15 protein-coding genes and 3 tRNA genes are annotated in these 20,895 nt (G+C 54.1%); 7 read left to right on the top strand and 11 right to left on the bottom strand.

The genetic code is table 11. The annotated features are described in order from the left end of the window. Positions 1-67 precede the first annotated feature (67 nt). On the bottom strand, positions 68-1,042 hold the full coding sequence (gene htpX / locus TH30_RS03115) for a zinc metalloprotease HtpX (RefSeq protein ID WP_114096596.1): 975 nt from the start codon (positions 1,040-1,042) through the stop codon (positions 68-70). Between the two features lie 296 nt (positions 1,043-1,338). Here htpX and TH30_RS03110 point away from each other — a divergent pair, with 296 nt between their 5' ends. Beyond that, on the top strand, positions 1,339-1,980 hold the full coding sequence (locus TH30_RS03110) for a hypothetical protein (protein WP_114096595.1): 642 nt from the start codon (positions 1,339-1,341) through the stop codon (positions 1,978-1,980). Between the two features lie 73 nt (positions 1,981-2,053). Here the strand turns inward: TH30_RS03110 and TH30_RS03105 are convergent, their stop codons facing one another. From TH30_RS03105 to TH30_RS03090, 4 genes are all read right to left on the bottom strand, one after another. Then, positions 2,054-5,233, bottom strand: a complete 3,180-nt coding sequence (locus tag TH30_RS03105; RefSeq protein ID WP_114096594.1) for an efflux RND transporter permease subunit — start codon at positions 5,231-5,233, stop codon at positions 2,054-2,056. Positions 5,234-5,270: 37 nt separating this feature from the next. After that, positions 5,271-6,434 (bottom strand): efflux RND transporter periplasmic adaptor subunit, encoded by a 1,164-nt coding sequence (locus tag TH30_RS03100; protein ID WP_114096886.1) that lies wholly within the window; start codon positions 6,432-6,434, stop codon positions 5,271-5,273. Positions 6,435-6,597: 163 nt separating this feature from the next. Continuing rightward, positions 6,598-7,212 (bottom strand): TetR/AcrR family transcriptional regulator, encoded by a 615-nt coding sequence (locus tag TH30_RS03095; protein ID WP_114096593.1) that lies wholly within the window; start codon positions 7,210-7,212, stop codon positions 6,598-6,600. A 305-nt stretch (positions 7,213-7,517) separates the two neighbouring features. Continuing rightward, positions 7,518-12,353, bottom strand: a complete 4,836-nt coding sequence (locus TH30_RS03090; RefSeq protein ID WP_114096592.1) for an NAD-glutamate dehydrogenase — start codon at positions 12,351-12,353, stop codon at positions 7,518-7,520. Positions 12,354-12,736: 383 nt separating this feature from the next. Here TH30_RS03090 and fabI point away from each other — a divergent pair, with 383 nt between their 5' ends. Beyond that, on the top strand, positions 12,737-13,495 hold the full coding sequence (gene fabI, locus TH30_RS03085) for an enoyl-ACP reductase FabI (RefSeq protein ID WP_114096591.1): 759 nt from the start codon (positions 12,737-12,739) through the stop codon (positions 13,493-13,495). Between the two features lie 27 nt (positions 13,496-13,522). Here fabI and TH30_RS03080 read toward each other — a convergent pair whose 3' ends face one another. From TH30_RS03080 to TH30_RS03060, 5 genes are all read right to left on the bottom strand, one after another. Continuing rightward, on the bottom strand, positions 13,523-14,164 hold the full coding sequence (locus tag TH30_RS03080; RefSeq protein WP_114096590.1) for a DUF488 domain-containing protein: 642 nt from the start codon (positions 14,162-14,164) through the stop codon (positions 13,523-13,525). A 50-nt stretch (positions 14,165-14,214) separates the two neighbouring features. Further along, positions 14,215-16,425 carry a putative bifunctional diguanylate cyclase/phosphodiesterase gene (locus TH30_RS03075; protein WP_147251919.1) on the bottom strand — a complete coding sequence of 737 codons (2,211 nt, stop codon included), beginning with the start codon at positions 16,423-16,425 and terminating at the stop codon, positions 14,215-14,217. A 215-nt stretch (positions 16,426-16,640) separates the two neighbouring features. Further along, positions 16,641-16,715 (bottom strand) — tRNA-Gly (locus TH30_RS03070). 36 nt (positions 16,716-16,751) lie between these two features. Further along, positions 16,752-16,826: transfer RNA gene (locus TH30_RS03065), tRNA-Gly, on the bottom strand. Positions 16,827-16,862: 36 nt separating this feature from the next. After that, a tRNA-Gly gene (locus TH30_RS03060) sits at positions 16,863-16,937 on the bottom strand. Positions 16,938-17,157: 220 nt separating this feature from the next. On the opposite strand from TH30_RS03060, the gene TH30_RS03055 reads away from it, so the two are divergent. The 5 genes from TH30_RS03055 to TH30_RS03035 all read left to right on the top strand — a co-directional run bounded on the left by TH30_RS03055 (position 17,158) and on the right by TH30_RS03035 (position 20,055). Continuing rightward, positions 17,158-17,676 carry a prolyl-tRNA synthetase associated domain-containing protein gene (locus tag TH30_RS03055; RefSeq protein ID WP_114096588.1) on the top strand — a complete coding sequence of 173 codons (519 nt, stop codon included), beginning with the start codon at positions 17,158-17,160 and terminating at the stop codon, positions 17,674-17,676. Between the two features lie 134 nt (positions 17,677-17,810). After that, complete coding sequence (gene trxA / locus TH30_RS03050; protein ID WP_114096587.1) at positions 17,811-18,737, top strand: thioredoxin; 927 nt, start codon at positions 17,811-17,813, stop codon at positions 18,735-18,737. Then, the gene (locus TH30_RS03045) at positions 18,734-19,423 is read left to right on the top strand and encodes an LON peptidase substrate-binding domain-containing protein (protein WP_114096586.1); all 690 of its coding nucleotides are present in this window, start codon (positions 18,734-18,736) and stop codon (positions 19,421-19,423) included. Before trxA ends, TH30_RS03045 begins: the two co-directional genes overlap by 4 nt. A gap of 48 nt (positions 19,424-19,471) precedes the next feature. Continuing rightward, entirely contained in the window at positions 19,472-19,660 is a 189-nt protein-coding gene (locus tag TH30_RS03040; protein WP_101246487.1) for a Trm112 family protein, read from the top strand. Positions 19,661-19,677: 17 nt separating this feature from the next. After that, positions 19,678-20,055, top strand: coding sequence for a gamma-butyrobetaine hydroxylase family protein (locus TH30_RS03035; RefSeq protein ID WP_114096585.1), 378 nt, complete (start codon positions 19,678-19,680; stop codon positions 20,053-20,055). Between the two features lie 112 nt (positions 20,056-20,167). On the opposite strand, the gene TH30_RS03030 is transcribed toward TH30_RS03035, so the two are convergent. Then, positions 20,168-20,824, bottom strand: a complete 657-nt coding sequence (locus tag TH30_RS03030; protein WP_114096584.1) for an OmpW/AlkL family protein — start codon at positions 20,822-20,824, stop codon at positions 20,168-20,170. Positions 20,825-20,895: the final 71 nt, after the last annotated feature.

Below are 20,895 nucleotides of genomic sequence, written 5' to 3'. Positions count from 1 at the left end.
GGACATACCCAAGTATAGATTTGGCGATTTTCAAGGGATAACCCCTTACGTCATCAAGTCAGATTTTCTAGTTCCAGGGACGATTTTTACGACGTGTCGTGCGCGATGACCGGACAGAGGTGCCCGCCGGTCCCCATGGCCCCTTCTTGGGGCCGGGTTGCGCTACCGGTGACTGCTGACGCGGGCTCGCGCCATTGACCATGGCCTGCAACCGGGCGATGCGATTGGCCATATTGGGATGGGTCGAAAACAGATTGTCCACGCCCTTACCCGACAGCGGGTTGGCAATATACATATGTGCGGTCGCCGGGTTGCGTTCAGCCTGCATGTTCGGAATGGTGTGCACGCCTTTATCGAGCTTGGCAAGCGCACTTGCCAGCCACAAAGGATGACCGCAAATCTCGGCTCCGATACGGTCGGCGTCATATTCGCGGGTCCGCGAGATTGCCATCTGCACGATCATCGCCCCCATCGGGGCCAGAATGGCAATCAGGATCATGCCGATCCCGCCCAGAGGATTGTTATTTTCACTGCGGTTGCCGCCAAACATGCCCGCAAACATTGCGAAATTGGCAAGGGCCGAAATGGCACCGGCGATGGTGGCCGTGATGGTCATGGTCAGGGTGTCACGATTTTTGACATGGGCGAGTTCATGAGCCATCACACCGGCGATTTCGTTACGATCAAGATGCTGTAACAAACCGGTCGTGGCCGCCACCGCCGCATTTTCCGGATTGCGACCGGTTGCAAAGGCATTGGGCTGGGGATTTTCAATCACATAGACCTTGGGCATCGGCAGTCCGGCATTGCGCGCCAGATCACGCACCATGGAAACAAGTTCGGGCGCAGATTGATCATCGACCTGACGGGCATTGCGCATCCGAAGCAACATGGCATCGGAATTCCAATAGGCGAACACATTCATCGCACCGGCAAACAAAAGTGCAATGATCATGCCCTGTTGCCCGCCGATCATCATGCCAACAGCACCAAACAGCGCGGTCAAACCCGCCAGCAACAAACCTGTACGCACATAGTTCATGGTCGAACACCCTTTTTGGCAAACCTTTCGAACGACAGATAAGGCAAAGTTTGGCAATGGCAAGCACCCGGCAAACTTGTTCTGTTTGTTTGCCGTCGCATCGAAAACTTATTCGTTAGTGTGGGAAGATTATTCCCGCCAACCCTTTGAACAAGCAAAATGATTATGGCGTTTTCACCTGCGTGACCAACATCACAGAACGAATACCGCAGATATTCAGGGAGTCCCCTGATTACACCCATAAGTGGTCTTTTTATTGCATACGCAATTTAAGATCTCATTGCAGGAGGTGTCTTATGGTCGAGTTTCAAGGAAAGATGTCCATCGTTGGCGCACGGTTTCTGACCATGCCCAGACCGATTGATCCACAAACCGGTGAATACAGTACCAAATTCTCGCTTGAGGAATGGAAAGCTCTTCAAACCAAACATCAGGAAGACTTTGAAACCTATCAGTCCAAAGCTGAAAGCCAACTGAATACCTGGCTGGACGATAACGGCGACGCAAAGGTCACACGCGCCTATTATCTTGATGATCAGCTGGTCGCTGTATTTGGCGAAGATAACATCAATGTCTCGAATGGCATGAATTACGCCTTGGAATACGGATACGCGCAGAGCGACGGCGAAAATCTTGGATATTCCGGGGACCAGTTAGCCAGATATGCCGAAAATCGCGTCGAATTTGCGATGCGTCGTGAATATGGCGACAGACTGACCGTCAAGGAAGGCCCGGCAGGAACGCTCGGCACACTGGCCGATTATCGCGAAGACCTGTTTGGCGGGGACCGCTGGCCATCAGCAGACAATATGCCACCACCGCGTGAAATTGACTGGGATGCTCCATCACCGGCACAGGCCGGTACATGGCAGGGCCCCCTGGCCCTGATTGATACCCAGGCATTTCTCGACATGCGTACGATGCGGATTGAGGCCTAACAGGAAAGTAAAACAGCCGGACCGGCGGGGTCGGGGGAAAAAGACGGTCCGGCTGTTTCTGCAACGATGTCGTTTACTCCGCAGGCTGGTGTGCGTCAGCCTCATTGAGTGAACGAACTTCGTTGCGCCGGCCAATCATGCGTACAAGGACATAAAAGACCGGGGTCAGGATCAGGCCAAATATCGTCACGCCCAGCATGCCCGAGAACACGGCAATACCGATGGCGTGGCGCATCTCGGCACCGGCACCACTGGACAGAACCAGCGGCACGACACCCATGATGAAGGCCAGAGACGTCATAAGGATCGGGCGCAGGCGCAGACGGCTGGCCTCGATTGCGGCCTGAACGGTGCCACGTCCCTGATGTTCCAGTTCGCGGGCGAACTCGACAATCAGGATGGCGTTCTTGGATGCCAGTCCGGCAAGCACAAACAGGCTGATCTGGGTGAAGATGTTATTGTCCCCACCAAACAGATAGACACCAAAAACAGCCGACAGGATGCTCATCGGAACGATCAGGATCACCGCAAGCGGCATGGTCAGGCTTTCGTACTGGGCAGCCAGAACCAGGAACACCAGAAGGATACAGATCGGGAAGATGAAGATCGCTGTATTGCCCGCCAGAATCTGCTGATAGGTCAGTTCTGTCCATTCATAGGACATGCCCGGCGGCAATGTTTCATCAAGGATCTTGGTGATTGCTGCCTGTGCCTCGCCACTCGAATAACCCGGGGCGGCGTTACCATTCAGATCAGCCGAACGAAACGCGTTATAGCGCATCGCTGTATCCGGCCCGAACGTTTCCGAAACGGAAAGAACTGATCCAAGCGGCACCATATCCCCATCCGCATTGCGCGTTTGCAGACGCAGGATGTCCTCGGGGCTTGACCGATAGGGTTTGTCAGCCTGTGCGATGACCTGATAGGTCCGCCCGAACGCGTTGAAGTCATTGACATACATCGAACCCAGATAGACCTGCATGGTCCGGAAGATTTCATCGACCGGCACGCCAAGCTGCTGGACCTTGGTACGATCAAGGGTCGCCTGAAGCTGGGGCACATTGATGTTGTAGCTTGAAAACACACCGGTCAGTTCCGGTGCTGCCCATGCCTTGGCAAGGACCTGTTTCATGGCATCATCAAGGGCGCGATAACCCTGATCGGAACGATCCTGCACCTGAAGCTTGAAGCCACCGACGGTTCCAAGACCCTGAACCGGCGGGGCCGGGAAGATGGCGACAAAGGCCTCGTCAATCGCCGCGAATTTCTGTTGCAGCTTGCCCGCGATGGCAAGCCCGGACAGATCATCGCTTTTGCGTTCGTCAAAATCGGTCAGCGTGACAAACACGATGCCCGCACTGGAACTGTTGACGAACCCGTTGATCGAAAGCCCCGGGAAGGCCACGGCACTTTCGACACCGGGTTCCTTAAGCGCGATATCAGACATCTCGCGAATGACATCTTCGGTCCGGTCCAGCGTCGAACCCTGCGGAAGCTGGGCGAAACTGACCAGATATTGCTTGTCCTGAAGGGGGACAAAGCCTGTTGGCAGGATCTGGAAACCCTGATAGGTCAGGGCGAGCAGGCCGACATAAAGCGCCATCATGATGGTCTTCATGCCCAGCAGGCGTTTGACACCACCAGCATACATTTCGGTACTGCGGTTAAAGAAACGGTTGAACCCACGGAAAAACCAGCCAAAGACAAAGTCCATACCGCGCGTCAGCCAGTCTTTGGGCGCGTCATGACTGCGCAGAAGTACTGCCGACAAAGCCGGGCTGAGTGTGAGTGAGTTGATGGTTGAAATGATGGTGGCAATGGCGATAGTCAGGGCAAATTGCTGATAGAACTGGCCGGTCAGGCCGGAAATAAAGGCAATCGGCACAAACACACCGGTAATCACCAACGACGTCGCAATGATCGGTCCGGTAACTTCGCGCATGGCCGCAACCGTCGCATCGCGCGGAGACAGACCACGTTCGATGTTACGTTCAACGTTCTCGACCACCACAATCGCATCATCGACCACGATCCCGATGGCCAGAATCAGACCAAACAGCGACAGCACGTTGATCGAGAAGCCCATCAACAGCATCAGGGCAAAGGTCCCGATGATCGAAACCGGCACAGCAAGTAACGGGATGATCGATGCACGCCATGTTTGCAGGAAGATCGTCACCACGATCACCACAAGCGCAATGGCTTCAAGCAGGGTCTTGATAACCGATTTGATCGAACCACGCACAAACACGGTCGGGTCATAGACAATCGAGTAATCCAGATCGTCAGGGAAGTTTTGCTTAAGCTCTTCCATGGTTGCGCGCACATTGCTTGAAATATCAAGCGCATTTGAGCCGGGCGATGCAAAGATCGGAATCGCCACCGCAGGCTTGTTATCGAGCAGGGAGCGCAGCGCATATTGCTGGGCTTCCATTTCGACACGGGCCACATCGCCAAGACGCGTGATGGTGCCATCATTTTCACGCTTGATGATGATATTTTCGAATTCCTCGGGGGATTCCAGACGGCCGCTGATATTGATCGGCAACTGGAACTGCACACCACTGTCATAGGGCGCACCACCAATAATCCCGGCAGCGACCTGAACGTTCTGGCTCTGGATTGCAGAAACAACCTCACCAGCAGTCAGGTTGCGTTCGGCCACCTTGTCAGGGTTGAGCCAGACACGCATGGCGTAATCACCCGACCCGAACAGGCCGACCTGCCCGACACCACTGATACGTGCCAGACGGTCACGCACATTAAGCGTCGCATAGTTGCGCAAATACAGCATGTCATAGCGTTCATTGGGTGAACGCAAATGCACGACCATGGTCAGATCCGGCGACCGTTTGGACACCGTCACACCAAGCTGGCGCACGATATCGGGCAAACGCGGTTCGGCCTGCGACACACGGTTCTGGACTTTTTGCTGGGCCAGATCGGGATCGGTTCCGATTTCAAATGTCACGGTCAGCGACAGGTTGCCATCGGTTGTGGCCAGCGAGTTGACATACAGCATCCCCTCGACCCCGTTGATTTGCTCTTCAAGCGGGGATGCAACGGTTTCAGCAATCTCGGCGGGGTTTGCGCCGGGAAACTTCGCTTCGACCACGATCGACGGCGGCACGACTTCGGGATATTCCGAAATCGGCAAACGCCACATGGCAATCAGACCGCCCAGCAATATCAGCACGGAAAGAACGCCGGCGAAGATCGGACGGTCGACAAAAAATCTTGATAGGTTCTGCATGAAAGTCAGCCTTGCTTAAAGCGCCAGCACACATCCGTCAGGATGCAGCGGCCTGCAGAATTTCGGGAACGACCGGCACGCCCGGACGGACCTTCATGATGCCATTGACAATCACAAGGTCGCCTTCGTTCAGACCCGATGTCACAATGCGCATGCCATTGATTTCAGAGCCCAGAGTAACCTGACGATAGGCAACCGTATTGTCGGGTTCGACGACATAGACGAACTTGCGGTCCTGATCGGTGCTGATGGCTTCGGGCGAAATCATGATGACATCCTGTTTGGCAAGGGTACCGACCTCAAGGGCGGCAAAGGTGCCTGGCAAAAGATCGCCATCAAGGTTGTCAAACAGGGCACGGGTCCGGATCGTGCCGGTGCGCGGATCGATGCGGTTGTCAAAGCTGTGAACAAATCCCGACACCTGACGCCCGTTGGACAGGGTCATGTTGACCGGGATGCTGTGGGCGGCTTCAGCGATTTTGCCGCCATCACCGATGCTGTCAAAGAAGGTCTGCTCATCAAGGTCAAAATCGGCATAGATTTTACCGGTTGAAACAATCGTGGTCAGGACCGGGGCATTCGGCCCGGCATTGACCTGATTGCCAATGGTCAGTTCGACCCGGCTGACCCGGCCGCTGATCGGGGCTTTGACATAGGCGTGATCAAGTTCGATCTCGGCCAGTTCAAGATTGGCCTTCGCACGCGTCACCTGACTTTGTGCGACGCGATGGGTGTTGAGGCGTTCGTCATAGACGCGCTTGGACACTGTGCCATTGGCAACGAGCTTTTCTGCACGCGCCTTTTCCTTGGCAGCCAGCGACAGGTTCTGTTCGGCAGCGGCCAGTTCGGCACGTGCCTCGTTAACGGTTGCCTGATAACTGCGCGGATCAATCACCGCCAGAATATCGTCCTTTTGAACCAGCTGTCCGTCTTCAAAGCGGATTTCGACAATCGCACCACTGACCTGCGGGCGCAGCTGGACTTCCTCGACCGCGCTCAGGCGGCCGGAAAAGTTATTCCAAAGCCGCACAGAGCTGCTTTTGACGTGAGAAACAGTAACCGGGGTTGCCATCGGGGCGGACTGAACCGCCACTTCATCGGCAAAGGAGCCCGAGACATGCAAGCCATATCCACCGGCGGCAGCGACCAGCGCCAATGCGGCAACTGGCAGCAGAATTCTGCGTTTTGATCGAGACTGCATCTTTTCTTCTTCCAAATGGGTTGCGCCGCACACACGCGGCCCGTTTGAAGGGTAGATGCATACCGTTCGGTTTGTTCGCAAGGGGAAGAAGGCAAAAAAATGGCTATTTTTTATTTTTATACTGTTTTGTCAGGAGACATCAACTGACATGAATTGCAATTAACTATCTGAATTTACATTGCAAATTTAGAATTCGGCAGATCCCTTCACGCAGATCAGACCGAACAGTATCCAGATCATTAAATACCTTGCCATAGGTCAGCAAACCATGGACATACTGGAAAACAAGGCGGGCCAACAGGGTGACATCACCGTCTTCGCCCAGCATGCCCTCGCCTTTCAGCCCGCGCACCATCGAGGCCAGATATTTGACCTGTTCGCCTGCAAGTTCGCGGGAGCAATCCTGGATTTCCACATCTTCCGGACCGACTTGGCCGCCTGCGGTAAAGATCGGGCACACACAGACTTCACTTTCGCCCGGAACGGCATGTCTTTTCTGTTTGTCGCAGACCAGCTCGATATAACGATTAAGCTGTTCAATCGGGGGAACTTCCGGGGAAAAGACTGCGCGAAGCTCGTCTTTGCCTTTTTCCCAATGATGGCGTGCGGCGGTCGCAAACAGCGCGGCCTTGCTGTCAAAGTGATGATAGAACGCGCCTTTTGTCACCCCGGCATGCTTGCAGACATCGCTGACACCGATGTCGTGATAACTGCGTGTTGACAGCAATTCGATGGCTGTCTCAAGCAGCTTGATCCGGGTTTCCGCGGCGTTCCTCATGGCTTTTACCTGTATATTGATTATGTGTCACATATACGTACCGGTTGGTATTTTTCAAGGAATCCCGTCCGGAACATTGCAAGATCATCATATAATCATGGCAGGAGGATGACAGGAATGTTCGTAAATTCAAATATTTAAGTGGCTACATGAACCAGACACATAGCAGCCATCGCTGGCGGTATTTTATTATGCTCCCTGTCTCAATCTCCGCCCCGAAGAGTTATTCAAAGGCCCCGCAAAACAAAAAGAGGGCGCAAAAAGCGCCCTCTTTGTTACGTTCTCAACGACAGGCTTGTCAGGGTTCAAGCCCCGATCAGCGCCCTGATCTGACGGTTGGCCACGGTGATCATCGAAAGATCAATCTGCCCGGCCGCACGCAACTCGTTGATCAGTTCATCACAACGCGCACAGCCGCGCTGATGAGCATCGGCCCATTTATCAACAAGATCCGAACCCGAACTGCCTTTTTTGCCATCGGCAAGAACCGCACGGGTCAGTTCGCGCTGATGCCCGAACAGATCATCAATCACAGCTGCACGTGCCATTTTCTGCCAATAGGTTTCGGCTTCGATGGACTCGGCTGCGGCGCGCATCAGACCAAGCTGGAAACGTGTTCCAACGGCGAAATAGGTCGATGCGACCTCAATCACGTCACGACCGGTTGCCTCGGCGATCCGGACCACGTCACAGATCGCAACCATCTGGGCAACAGATGCAATGCGACGTGCGAGTTCTTCGGGAACGCCCTGTGCCATCAAAGACTGGGCTTTCTGTTCGAGTGCGGTTCTGAAACCGGCATCCTCCGGGACAATTTCGTCAAAGGCCGAAATCACCTTGGATACCGCAGGACGGAACATCTCGATCTTGGCACCAACGTTAAGTTCCTCGCAATTGCGCAGGAACCACTGGGTGACGTCATTGACCATGCGGTTGATGTCACGGAACATGCTGATCTGCAACTTGGCCAGCACCACGTTATCAAGCGCCTCGATCCCGGCCCAAAGTTCCCGCAGACCAAAGACGGCGCGCGTAATCAGATAGCCACGTGACACATCCACCGCCGAAAGACCGGTCGCCTCCATCATGTCATGAACAAACGTGCCGCCAACGCGGTTAACCAGACTGTTGGTCGCCACGGTGGCAATGATTTCACGTTTCAGACGATGACCCGAAATCGCATCCGCATATTTCTTGCGAAGCGGTGTCGGGAAATACCGCACCAGTTCCTCGACCAGGATCGGGTCATCCGGAAGATCGGACTCCAGCACCTCGTCATAAAGCCAAAGTTTGGCATAAGGCATCAACACCGAAACTTCGGGACGCGTCAGACCTTCATGCGCACTGGCACGACGGGCAAGTTCCTCGTCATCGGGAAGATATTCGATCTCGCGGTTAAGACGCCCTTCGCGTTCCAGCATCCGGATCAGACGCACCTGCGCATCAAGCAGGTCCGAGCTTGCCGCATGGGCATTGGAAATGGCCTGACTTTGCAGATAGTTATCGCGAAGAACCAGATCACCAACTTCGTCGGTCATTTCGACCAGAAGCTTGTTACGCTGTTTTTCGGTCATATCGCCCGCAGCAACCACTTCGCCGACAAGAATCTTGATATTGACCTCGTGATCCGAGCAGTTAACGCCTGCTGCGTTATCAATGGCATCCGTATTCAAACGGCCACCGGCATGGGCATATTCGATACGCCCGCGCTGGGTTGCACCAAGGTTTGCCCCTTCACCGACGACCTTGGCGCGAAGTTCGCGACCATTGATGCGGATGGCATCATTGGCTCGGTCACCGGCATCGGCATTGGTTTCGTGACTTGATTTGATATAGGTTCCGATACCGCCAAACCACATCAGCTCCACATCAGCTTTCAGGATCGCCTTCATCATGTCGGCTGGCGTGACCTTGCCGCTATCAAGACCAAGAAGCTTGCGAACTTCGGGTGACGGATCAAGGGTCTTGGCCTTGCGGTCAAAGATATCGCCGCCCTTGGACAGGAGCTTTTTGTCATAGTCGGTCCAGCTTGACCGCGGCATATCAAACAGGCGTTTGCGCTCGGCAAAGCTTTTGGCCGTATCCGGGTCCGGATCGACAAAGATATGCATGTGGTTAAAGGCAGCGACCAGCTTGATCTGTTCAGACAGAAGCATGCCATTGCCAAACACGTCGCCGGACATGTCACCGACACCTGCCACGGTAAATGGTGTGGTCTGGATATCCTTGCCCATTTCGCGGAAGTGACGTTTGACCGATTCCCACGCGCCCCGGGCGGTAATGCCCATTTTCTTGTGGTCATAGCCCTGCGAGCCACCCGATGCGAAAGCATCATCAAGCCAGAAGCCGTAATCACGGGCCACACCATTGGCAATATCCGAGAAGGTTGCCGTGCCCTTGTCGGCCGCAACGACCAGATAAGGATCATCTTCATCGAGACGGCGAACACGTTCTGGCGGAATGATGTCGCCACCAACGATATTGTCGGTGATGTCGAGCATGCCGCTCATCAGGATTTTGTAGCAGGCAATACCTTCTTCGAGGAATGCCTCGCGCGAGCCATCGGTCGGCGGGCGTTTCACAACAAAACCGCCCTTGGAACCAACCGGAACAATGACTGCATTCTTGACCATCTGGGCCTTGACCAGACCCAGAATTTCGGTGCGGAAATCTTCCTGGCGATCCGACCAGCGGATACCGCCACGGGCCACCGGACCACCACGCAGATGGACGGCTTCGACCCGCGGGGAATAGACAAAGATTTCACGCCATGGACGGGGCAACGGCAAATCCTCAATCATGCCGGAATTGAATTTGACCGACAGATAGGGTTTGGGATTTCCATCCGCTCCGTACTGGAAGAAGTTGGTGCGCAGGGTCGACTGAACCAGATTGAGGAAGGCCCGCAAAATGCGGTCCTCATCCGGGTTCATCACATCTTCAAGGCGCGACACGATATCGCCTTCGATGGCTTCGACTTCCAGTGCCATGCCCGGATCGCGATCCGGGTCGAACTTTGCAACAAACAGCGACACGATGGCAGACGCCAGTGCCGGGTTGTTGGCAAGTGTGCGCGCCATGTAATTCTGCGAGAAGGCAGATCCCATCTGACGGGTATAACGGGCATAGGCCCGCAGGATCACGACTTCGCGCCAATGCAGGTTGCCCAGCAGAACCAGACGGTTAAAGGCGTCGTTTTCCACTTCGCCATGCCACATGCGGACAAACAGTTCCTGGAACTTGTCGCGCACATCATGCAGGCTGAATTCACCATCGACAACCACACCGAAATCGTGAATGCGGACATTGGTTTCCACATCGCGCGGACGGACTGTAAACGGGTTCTCGGTGATGACCTTAAGCCCCATATTTTCAAGCATGGGCAAAACATCAGACAGCGGAACCGGCGCACCGGGATTGTAGATTTTGAAGCGCAGTTCGTTTTCGGCGGCCTCGATCGGACGATAGAGGTTCACGCGAAGGTCATTGGCCTTGATCACATCTTCGATGCGTTCGATATCAAGTGCAGCACTTTCGACCGTGAAGCGTTCGCGATAGTCGCTTGAGAAGCTTTCACCATAGCGACGATAGAGCGCAAGACCGCGTTCCTCGCCCATTTCACGAACAAGGACCTGACGAAGCGTATCCGTCCAGTCGCGCGCCACCTCAACCAGCTGACGTTCGATTTCGGCAACGTTATATTCCGGCAATTCACCCGGATTGGTTTTGACCAGCAGATGCAGACGCGCAAGCGGGCTGTCCCCGATCAGGGTGTAGTGTGCTGTCACCTTGCCGTCAAAGGCATCTTCGATGACCTTCTGGAACTTGAACCGCAGCTTGGTCGAGAAACGATCGCGCGGGCAGAACAGCTGACAGGAAACGAACCGTTCAAACGCATCGCGACGGACAAACAGGGCAATGCGCTGACGTTCCTGCAAATGCAGGATGCCCATGCAGATGTGATAGAGGTCATCAAGCTCGACCTGGAACAGTTCGTCGCGCGGGAAGGTTTCAAGGATATTGACCAGCGCCTTGCCATCATGGCTGGCAGGCGGGAAGCCGGCGCGCTTGACCGTTTCGGCAAGTTTCATGCGCAAAAGCGGTATCAGGCGCGGGCTCAGGTTATAGGCGACCGAGGTAAACAGGCCGACAAAAAGGTGCTGACCAACGACCTTGCCCTTGGCGTCGAACTGTTTGACGACGATGGTATCAAGATGCACCGGACGATGGACGGTCGATTGCTTGTTGGCCTTGGTCACCATCAAAAGGTTGGGGCTGGTGACGAAGTCCTGAACTTCAGGCGACAGATTTCCGATCTGGCGCAGTTCATCGAAAATATGCGTTCCTTCGCGCGACAGGATGCCGAGCTGATTTTTGACTTCGACATCAGCAGCCGTTTTCTTGCCCGACGTCTTGAAGCGGTATTCGCGATAGCCAAGGAAGGTGAAGTGATCATTATGGAGCCAGCCAAGGAAATCCTTGACCTCCCGACGGTCTTCTTCGGCACCACCACCGGTGGTTTCACCGATTTCATCAAGAACTTCGGAAACCTTTTTAAGCATCGGCTGCCAGTCACGCACGGCAAGAGCCACATCGGTCAGGGCATTTTCCAGACGCTCGTGGATCTTGTCGAGAACCGCCTGATCGGTCTGCTCGTCGATCTCGACATGCATCACCGATTCACGCGGGTCTTCTGAATCCTCAACCCCTGCAACCGATTGGAGTTCGCCGTTCTGATCACGTGCGATGCGCATGATCGGATGGATCACCAGATGCACCGTCAGATCAAGTTCATGAAGAACCGACGTTACGGAATCGACAAGGAACGGCATGTCGGTATTGCTGATCTCGATCACGGTGTGATCGGACTTCCAGCCGTGCTCTTCAAGATCGGGGTTATAGACCCGGATTTTGGCGGCATCGGCCGACGGGCGCTTTTGCGTGAATTTATAAAGCGTCAACGCCGCGCCATAAAGCGAGTCGACCGAGCGACCCGCCATGTCGTCAGGCGGAACATCCTTATAAAAAAGGCGAACGAATGCTTCTGCATCCTTCGCCATCTTGCCTTTTATGCGTTGCTGGATTTGTTCGACAACTTTGTCGATGACTTCCCGTTTCGGGTCGTCTTTGCGGGCTTTCATGTCCAATTTCCCTTTTTCTCAGTTCTGTTTGCCAGAACCGAAACACCGACCTTTGCGGACGGCATCACACACCACGGATGTCACATTTTATTATTTGGGCCGAAACCCGAAAGAAATCGGCGGAAACCGCTATTGGATGACACAGGATTCCAAAGACTTCTTCCAAGGCTACACATAGCTGATCAAGTGCCTAAAAACTATGCTTCTGCACAAAAAAAATTCATTTAACCAACAAGCTAGACTGGGCAAGTCTGATTAACTGTTAGGCATTCCCGTCACAGAATTTTGTCCTTTATTGCGTCGCAAAATGACCTAAACTCATAGAAACAGCCCCACACAAAAGAATCCTTCGCACACGCACACCACCAGGCCGGAGACACACCATGCTTGAAGGCAAAAAGGGACTTATCGTTGGAATTGCCAATGACCTATCCATTGCCTGGGGATGCGCACGTATTTTCCGGCGTGAAGGGGCCGATCTTGCCGTTACCTATCTCAATGACAAGGCCGAAGCGCATGTGCGTCCGCTTGCCGAACAAGTCAACGCGCCAATCATCGCCAAACTTGATGTCCGCGATGAACAGCATTGTGACATGTTGTTTGCCGAGATCGAAAAACAATGGGGAAAGCTTGATTTTCTGTTGCATTCCATTGCCTTTGCCCCGACCGAGGACCTCCATGGACGGGTCGTGGATTGTTCGCGCGACGGGTTTCTGGCGGCAATGGATATTTCCTGCCACTCCTTTGCCCGGCTGGCCAAACGTGCCGAACCATTGATGCAGGATGGCGGCACACTTTTGACCGTGACATATATGGGATCGGAACGGGTTGTCGATCATTACGGCGTCATGGGACCGGTGAAAGCCGCCCTTGAAAGCATGACCCGCTATATGGCAGCCGAACTGGGCGCTAAAAATATCCGCTGCCACGCCATTTCGCCCGGCCCCCTTTTAACCCGCGCCGCATCAGGCATCGCCGAGTTTCAGCATCTGATGGATGAAACAGCATTACGTGCGCCATCAAGGCGACTGGTGACCATTGATGAAATCGGTGAACTGGCCGCCTTTCTGGTCAGTGACCGTGCGCAGTCGCTGACCGGCGATGTGGTTCATATTGATGGCGGCTATAACATCATGGGCTAAGCGATCGCAAAGCGCCTGTAAGGAGGCCTAGCGGCGCTTTATCGCATCATCTGCCATCGGGGCGACCCGCTTGATCTGACGGGCCAGTGCCAGTTTGTAATCCGCATCGCGGTCATTTGCCGCTGAAGCAAACAGATCGGGCACATCACCCCCATTGATCGCGACCATCCGGCTTTCGGTATCACTTTGGGTTTCGATCCGGCCCTCGACCAGATGGCGCAGGTCAAACCCGGCCTGTTTCAGGGCTGGTGCGATCAATAAGGTCCGATGGCAATCAAGCGGGTCCTTTTCCGCACACATCAGGCAGATACGGTATTTCGCAGCCCCGGCAACAAGCCGTTCGATCCCGGTTTTGAAATCCGGCGTCTTTGCCATCAGATCATAGTCAAGCTGGCCATCGGGATAGAGTTCCGGCACTTGCGGCTTGCCGCCCATCACATCGCCCATGAAAACATAGGCAATACCGTTTTCGCGCAGGAACGGCCCGAAACTGTCGGCATCAAACGCCGTCCAGTAACTGGATCGCCTGAAGGTTCTGATATCGGCAACCGCCGTTATGCCATGCGCCTTGAACAGCGCAAGCAAACTGTCACGGTCATGCCCGGCATAACCGACCGTAAAAATGATCTGATCGCGCTCAGCGATGTCATGTGGATTGGGCCCTGTCATCACACCAAGACACCCGATTGACGGACAAAAGACAACCCTTATCAGCCCTTCTAGTTCGCATTCGAGGCAACCCGCCTTGCATGCACAAGCTGATCAACCAGATGGGCATCAATCGGACGGGAATAGTAGAAGCCCTGCACATTGTCACAGCCGATCAAGCGCAGACAATCAAGCTGCGATGCGTTTTCAACACCTTCGGCTGTGGCCTCCATCCCGGCCATATGAGCAAATTCAATAATCGCCCGAACCAGTTCGCGGTCCCGCATCGAAATGTCGATCTGGTCAATGAAGATGCGATCAATCTTGATGATATCGACCTCAAGATTGCGCAGCCGCCCAAGCGATGAAAATCCGGTACCAAAATCATCGATCGCAATCATCACACCGATGTCCTTGAGCTCGCCCAATATGCGTTCGCTGGACTCACCACTGGCCATGACGGTTTCGGTGACTTCCAGAACCAGCCGCGCCGGATCAAAACCGGTTTCGTTCAGAATGGCCCGCACACGCTCGACATAATCGGGATCATCAAACTCAAGAACCGACACATTGACACTGATGCCGACACCGGGCCAATGCAGGGCAGCCTCGCAGGCCGAACGCAAGGCCCATGCACCGATTTCTCGAATCATGCCGGTTTCTTCGGCGATCGGAATGAACAGATCAGGTCGCACATCACCAAGTTCGGGATGCTCCCAGCGTGCCAGAGCCTCAAAGCCCAAAAGCGTCTCGTCCGGAAGAGCATAAAGCGGCTGGAACTGTAATCTGAGCTGCCCTGCACCGGCATCAAGGGCCGCACGCAGATCATGCTCAATCCGTCTTTTTTCCCGGTTGGCAGCATCCATTTCCGGATCGAAGGCGACATAACAGTTCCGCCCTTTGGCCTTGGCGCGATAAAGCGCCACATCGGCACGACGGATGAGTTCGTCACGCCCGAGATTACCATCCGGATCAAAGGCCACACCGATACTCATCCGTACCGGGATCAGACGCCCGTTGACCTCGACCGGGGCATTGCCCGAAGCAAACAGATTTTCGCAGAAGGCCTCGGCATCAGGCAAATCCGCAATGTTGGTCAGTAACAGGGTGAACTCATCCCCGCCAACCCGTGCGATAATGCTGCCCGGCAGTACTGCAGCACGGAGACGACCTGCGACCGCACGGATCATGACATCGCCCCCGGGATGCCCCATGGTGTCATTGACCTGTTTGAAATGATCAAGATCGATGAATAACAGCGCAATGCCCGGTACATCGCGATCATCACGCATCAAAACGTCATCAACGACATCGTTAAAGCAGGACCGGTTGGGCAGCCCGGTCAGGGAGTCATGACGGGCCATGTGATACATCTGACGTTCGGCCAGACGCTGTTTGCGATAGCGAACCCGAAGCTGAAGCGCAAAAAAACCGATCAGGATCAGCAGCAACAAACCCAATGCCGCCAGCATCGGCAGAAGATAGGAAAAGACTGCACTTCCGGGCCGATAGGGTGACCAGAAAAAATGACCTATGGTCTGGCTGTTCATATCGACCAGACGGTTGGAGGCTTCATGGTCCTGGGTGCGATCAATGACCGAGAACCGCAATCCGTCAAAAAGGAATTTCCGGCCCGTCTCTGTCAGGAATTTGCCATCAAGATAACGCACCGAGACGAACACATATTCCTCACCGGGCACCTGCGCAATGTCACCGGAGTCCGAAACAATTGCCTTGGCACTGACAATAGTTGGTCGACCATCAACAAGCGCAACATCGACCGCACCGGGGGTCTGCAAATAGGCCCCTGCATCAAGCTGGCCATCATTCTCGCGCATACGGGTACGCAGGATATCGACCAGGTGCAGGATGGTCGTTTCCGCCTTGGAATAATCGAGCGCATATTGCGGGTCATCGACAATATAGGCATGAAGCAGGCGATCATCCGGGGCGAGAACAAACAGCGCGTTGTGATCGAAATATTCCTGCATCCAGATGCCAAGATTCCATTCAATCCATTCTTCGTCACCGGCCCGCACGGCATTGAGGGCATCATCCCAAACCGTGACACTTTCCTGATCATGGGCAATCTGGTTGCGCAGATCGGCGATCACGCGCTCAAACAGGTGATTCTGCCGCTCATAAGCGACGCGGTCGGCTTCCTGGGTTGTCCAGTACAAAAGACCAAGACCGCCAAGGTTAAGCAACAACGCACAAATGACTGCGGGCAAAGTCCGCGTCAAAACGAAATTCTTGTTTGAAAAGAAACCGTGAAACTGCACCAATAATCCTTCATCAAGCGCAGAGAAAAAGCCTACCCTTTTGGATAATATCTGCTTCTTTTCAAGTTTGCGATGACGGACTGGTTTTCAATAGCACAAAGCGTTCCAGCGGGCAGAAATTCGCGATTTACCAGAAAATACTTACCGGAAATGGCCCAACGAATCGGCAATAAAAAAGGCCGCCCTTGCGGACAGCCTTTTTAGAACTTTCATCATGGAGCGGGCGAAGAGATTCGAACTCTCGACCCTAACCTTGGCAAGGTTATGCTCTACCCCTGAGCTACGCCCGCATCATCATGAAAGCGATGTGCAAAGAAACCGTCTGATGGAGCGGGCGAAGAGATTCGAACTCTCGACCCTAACCTTGGCAAGGTTATGCTCTACCCCTGAGCTACGCCCGCATCATCATGAAAGCGATGTGCAAAGAAACCGTCTGATGGAGCGGGCGAAGAGATTCGAACTCTCGACCCTAACCTTGGCAAGGTTATGCTCTACCCCTGAGCTACGCCCGCATTCATCAGTTTGTTTCCTGCCCCTGTGGAGCGGCGCGGATAATAGCCCAACAAAGAGCGATTGCAACCCTTTTTTCCACGAAATCGTAACATTGCAAATTTTGGCAGTTTTCCTTGACTTTATGAGGTCGAATTGCCGAAATCCGACCGGCCTCGCGCAAATTTGCGTCAGGTTTTGAAGTTGGGTATCTTCGCGCGTCACATCCACAAGAGAAACAGCATGAGCAATCCATCAACCGTACTTTTCGATCAGCTGGCAAAACTGGGAATCGAAACGACGACTCATGAGCATGTTCCGCTTTTCACGGTCGAGGATTCGCAAAATCTCCGCGGCGATCTTCCCGGGCTTCATTCCAAGAACCTGTTTGTCAAAGACAAGAAAGGTGAATTGTGGCTGGTCGTCGCCGAGGAAGAGACCGAGATTCGCATGAACCACTTGCATAAGCGGCTGGGGTGTGCGCGTCTGTCATTTGGCAAACCTGAATTGCTGATTGCAACACTTGGCGTCAAACCGGGTTCGGTAACGCCCTTTGCGCTGATCAACGACACGGACAGAAAAGTCAGACTTGCCCTTGATGCCAAATTGGCCAACGGCAATGTTTTGAACTTTCACCCCTTGCGCAATGACAGAACCACGACAATTTCGTCAGCAGACCTGTTGAAATTCATCACATCTCTGGGGTACGAAGCTTTGATCATTGATTTCGAAGCCGATCTGGAATCAGCGGGCGCTAACTGAATCGCGGACATCCGGGGTAAGTCCTTATAAATACAAACATTTGATTATAGTAATAAATCTATTTCACATCTATGCCTCTTGTCGTCCGGGCAACGCGGCATCATCTAGAAATCAGTTTTAGTGAGTGAACAATAATGTCGATTATTCTTGACGCGAATGCGCCTGAAACGGCCACCAATCCGAACCAGGCATCCGATCTGATCAAGGACAGCAGTGTCGAAACTTTTGTCCAGGATGTTATCGAGCCTTCAATGGAAGTGCCTGTCGTCGTCGATTTCTGGGCCCCCTGGTGCGGCCCGTGCAAAAGCCTGACGCCGGTGATCGAAAAGGTTACCCGAGAAGCTGGCGGTCGCGTCAAACTTGTCAAAATCAACATCGATGAAAATCAGGAACTGGCGATGCAATTGCGCATCCAGTCAGTTCCGACTGTTTATGCCTTTAAGGGCGGTCGTCCCGTTGACGGCTTCCAGGGAGCACAGCCCGAAAGCGAAGTCCGTGCATTCTATGAACGCCTTGCCGGTGGTCCGATTGAAAGCCCGATCGAGGCCCTTCTTGAACAGGCCGCCGCAGCCCTGACCGAGAGTAATTTCGAAGATGCCCACGGGCTCTATGTCAGCGTTCTCGAACGCGAGCAGGAAAACGAAACTGCAATTGGCGGCATGATCCGCTGCATGGTGGGCATGGGTGAGACCGAAGAAGCCCGTCACTTCGTCGACAACATGTCTGAAGTTGATCGACTGAAAGCGCCAATTTCGGCCGCAATCAGCGCGCTTGAACTGGCTGAAACCGGTTACAGCAGCGAAGATCTTGATGCCGCACGAGCCAAGGTTGCAGCAGACCCGACCGATTTGCAGGCCCTGTATGACCTTGGCATGGCATGCTTTGCGACCAACAAACGCGAAGAAGCCGTCGACGCCATGATCAAAATCATTCGTACCAATCGCGAATGGAATGAAGATGCAGGACGCACTCAGCTCCTGAAGTTTTTTGAAGCCTGGGGTCCGATGGATCCCGCCAGCGTCGCCGGACGCCGTGCCCTATCGACGGTCTTGTTTTCATGAGCATATGCGGTCCTTTTGATCCTGCGTTTTCGGATCTTCCTGATGTCATGCCGGTTTTCCCGCTTAGCGGTGCGCTTTTGCTGCCGCGTGGCCATTTGCCGCTGAATATTTTCGAGCCGCGCTATATCAATATGGTGACGGACGCATTGGGTCAGGACCGCATCATTGGCATGATTCAGCCCCGCCCTGACCAGCATAACAGCTATTTCATGGACCCTGATCACCCGGCCATCTTTTCAACCGGGTGCGCCGGGCGTATCACCGCCTTCAGCGAAACCGACGATGGTCGTTTTTTGATCACATTGACTGGCGTCTGCCGTTTTAATGTTGTTGAAGAACTGCCCAACAATGATGGCGGCTATCGCGCTGTACGCGGCGATTTTGCCCCGTGGAAGGACGATCTCGACATTCCGGCAGATGACATGCCGATCAATCGTGATCGCCTGCGCATGGCGCTTGAGGCCTATTTTGCCCAGCATTCCCTGCGGTCCTGTTGGGATACACTGGCCGATAGCGACGATGAAATGCTGATCACCACCATTTCGATGGGCTGCCGGCTCAGCCCGCTTGAAAAACAGGCTTTGCTCGAATGCACAACCCTGTATGATCGCGGCGATATGCTGACTACGTTGCTTGAAATGGCGGTCCATGCGGGCCCGAAACATATGCATGGCAGCACCAACTGATTGTTAAAGGCCGTTGCATTACGGCGTTATAACCCAAAGGCCGAATTGATGACTGCGACTCACAGCCCGGTAGACCCGAAACTGCTTGAAATCCTTGTCTGCCCGGTGACCAAGCAGGCGCTTGAATATGATCGTGAAAATAACGAGCTGATCAGCCCGAAGGCCGGTCTGGCCTATCCGATCCGTGACGGTATCCCGATCATGCTGCCCGACGAAGCTCGTCCGATCGAAGATTAAGGCGGTATCTGTCCATCATGTCACAGGACGGCTTCACTCCGGAATTCACCCCCGTCGAGATTAATTATCTGCGTGATGACCGTATTCTTGAGGTCATATGGGATGATGGCGTATCAACACGTCTGAGCGCCGAGCTGCTCCGCGTTGAAAGCCCGTCGGCCGAAGTTCAGGGCCATCATCCGTCCGAGAAAAAGATCATCGCCGGACGCCGTCATGTCGGCATCATCGACATCTCCCCGGTCGGTAATTACGCGGTACGGATCAGCTTTGATGACCTGCATGATAGCGGGCTTTACAGCTGGCACTATCTGCGCGAATTGCATGAAAAGCAGGACACGCTCTGGTCGGACTATCTTGCGGCTCTTGAAGCCCGCGGCCTGTCCCGCGACCCCTGATCATCCCCTAATCGATCATTCCCGAATTTTGCATATAAAAACGGCCCCGTCGGGCAGGACGGAGCCGTTTTAAATCTGGCGGTTTCCGGCAAACCGGCGCCGTCAGACGATATCAGAAGCGATAGCCAATACCGACACCAAAGACCCACGGATCAAGGTGCGCTTTTGATGTATTGGCACCGTTATTGATGCTGATATCCGTATCGAGGAAGATTTTCTTCACATCGAGGTTCACTGACCAAGGGCCGGAAATCGCGTAGTCAAAACCTGCCTGGAAGGCATAGCCGAAGCCATCTTCATATTTGACCGAGTTGAACTGCCCCGGTTTGGAATCATAGAAGAAGGTATAGTTGATACCGGCACCGACATACGGGCTCCAACGGCTTTCGGGCATGAAGTGATATTGCAGCGTCAGGGTCGGCGGCAGCAGACGAACCGAGCCGGCGTCAAGGTTCGGGTTCTGCCAGGTCAGGTCATGCTTGGTGGTTGCTGCGATCAGCTCAAGCGCAAGATTGTCGGTCAAGAAGTAGGAAAAGTCGACCTCCGGAACCACATCGTTGTTCAGATGACCTTCGCCTGTATTGAGGGTGTCATCATAGGTATCCTCGTCCGGAACAAGCGCAATCCCGCGGGCACGGATGACAATGTCACCAGCCTGCTTGGATTTGAATTCTGCGGTCTGCGCATGGGCTACATTGCCAGCAAGCAGGGCCGCCGCCATAAGCCCACCCAGTGCGGTTGCACCAATCGTTTTCTTCAAGAATGACATCGTCTGTCCCCTTTTGCGTGTATCAGATCGGAGGGGACATTGCGCCTTTCCAATTGCTGACTTGTTGACAC

It is taken from the genome of Thalassospira profundimaris (assembly GCF_003326795.1).
GTDB lineage: Bacteria > Pseudomonadota > Alphaproteobacteria > Rhodospirillales > Thalassospiraceae > Thalassospira > Thalassospira profundimaris_C.
The sequence above is the reverse complement of the archived record's forward strand: the minus strand, read 5'-3'. Positions and strand labels throughout refer to the sequence as shown.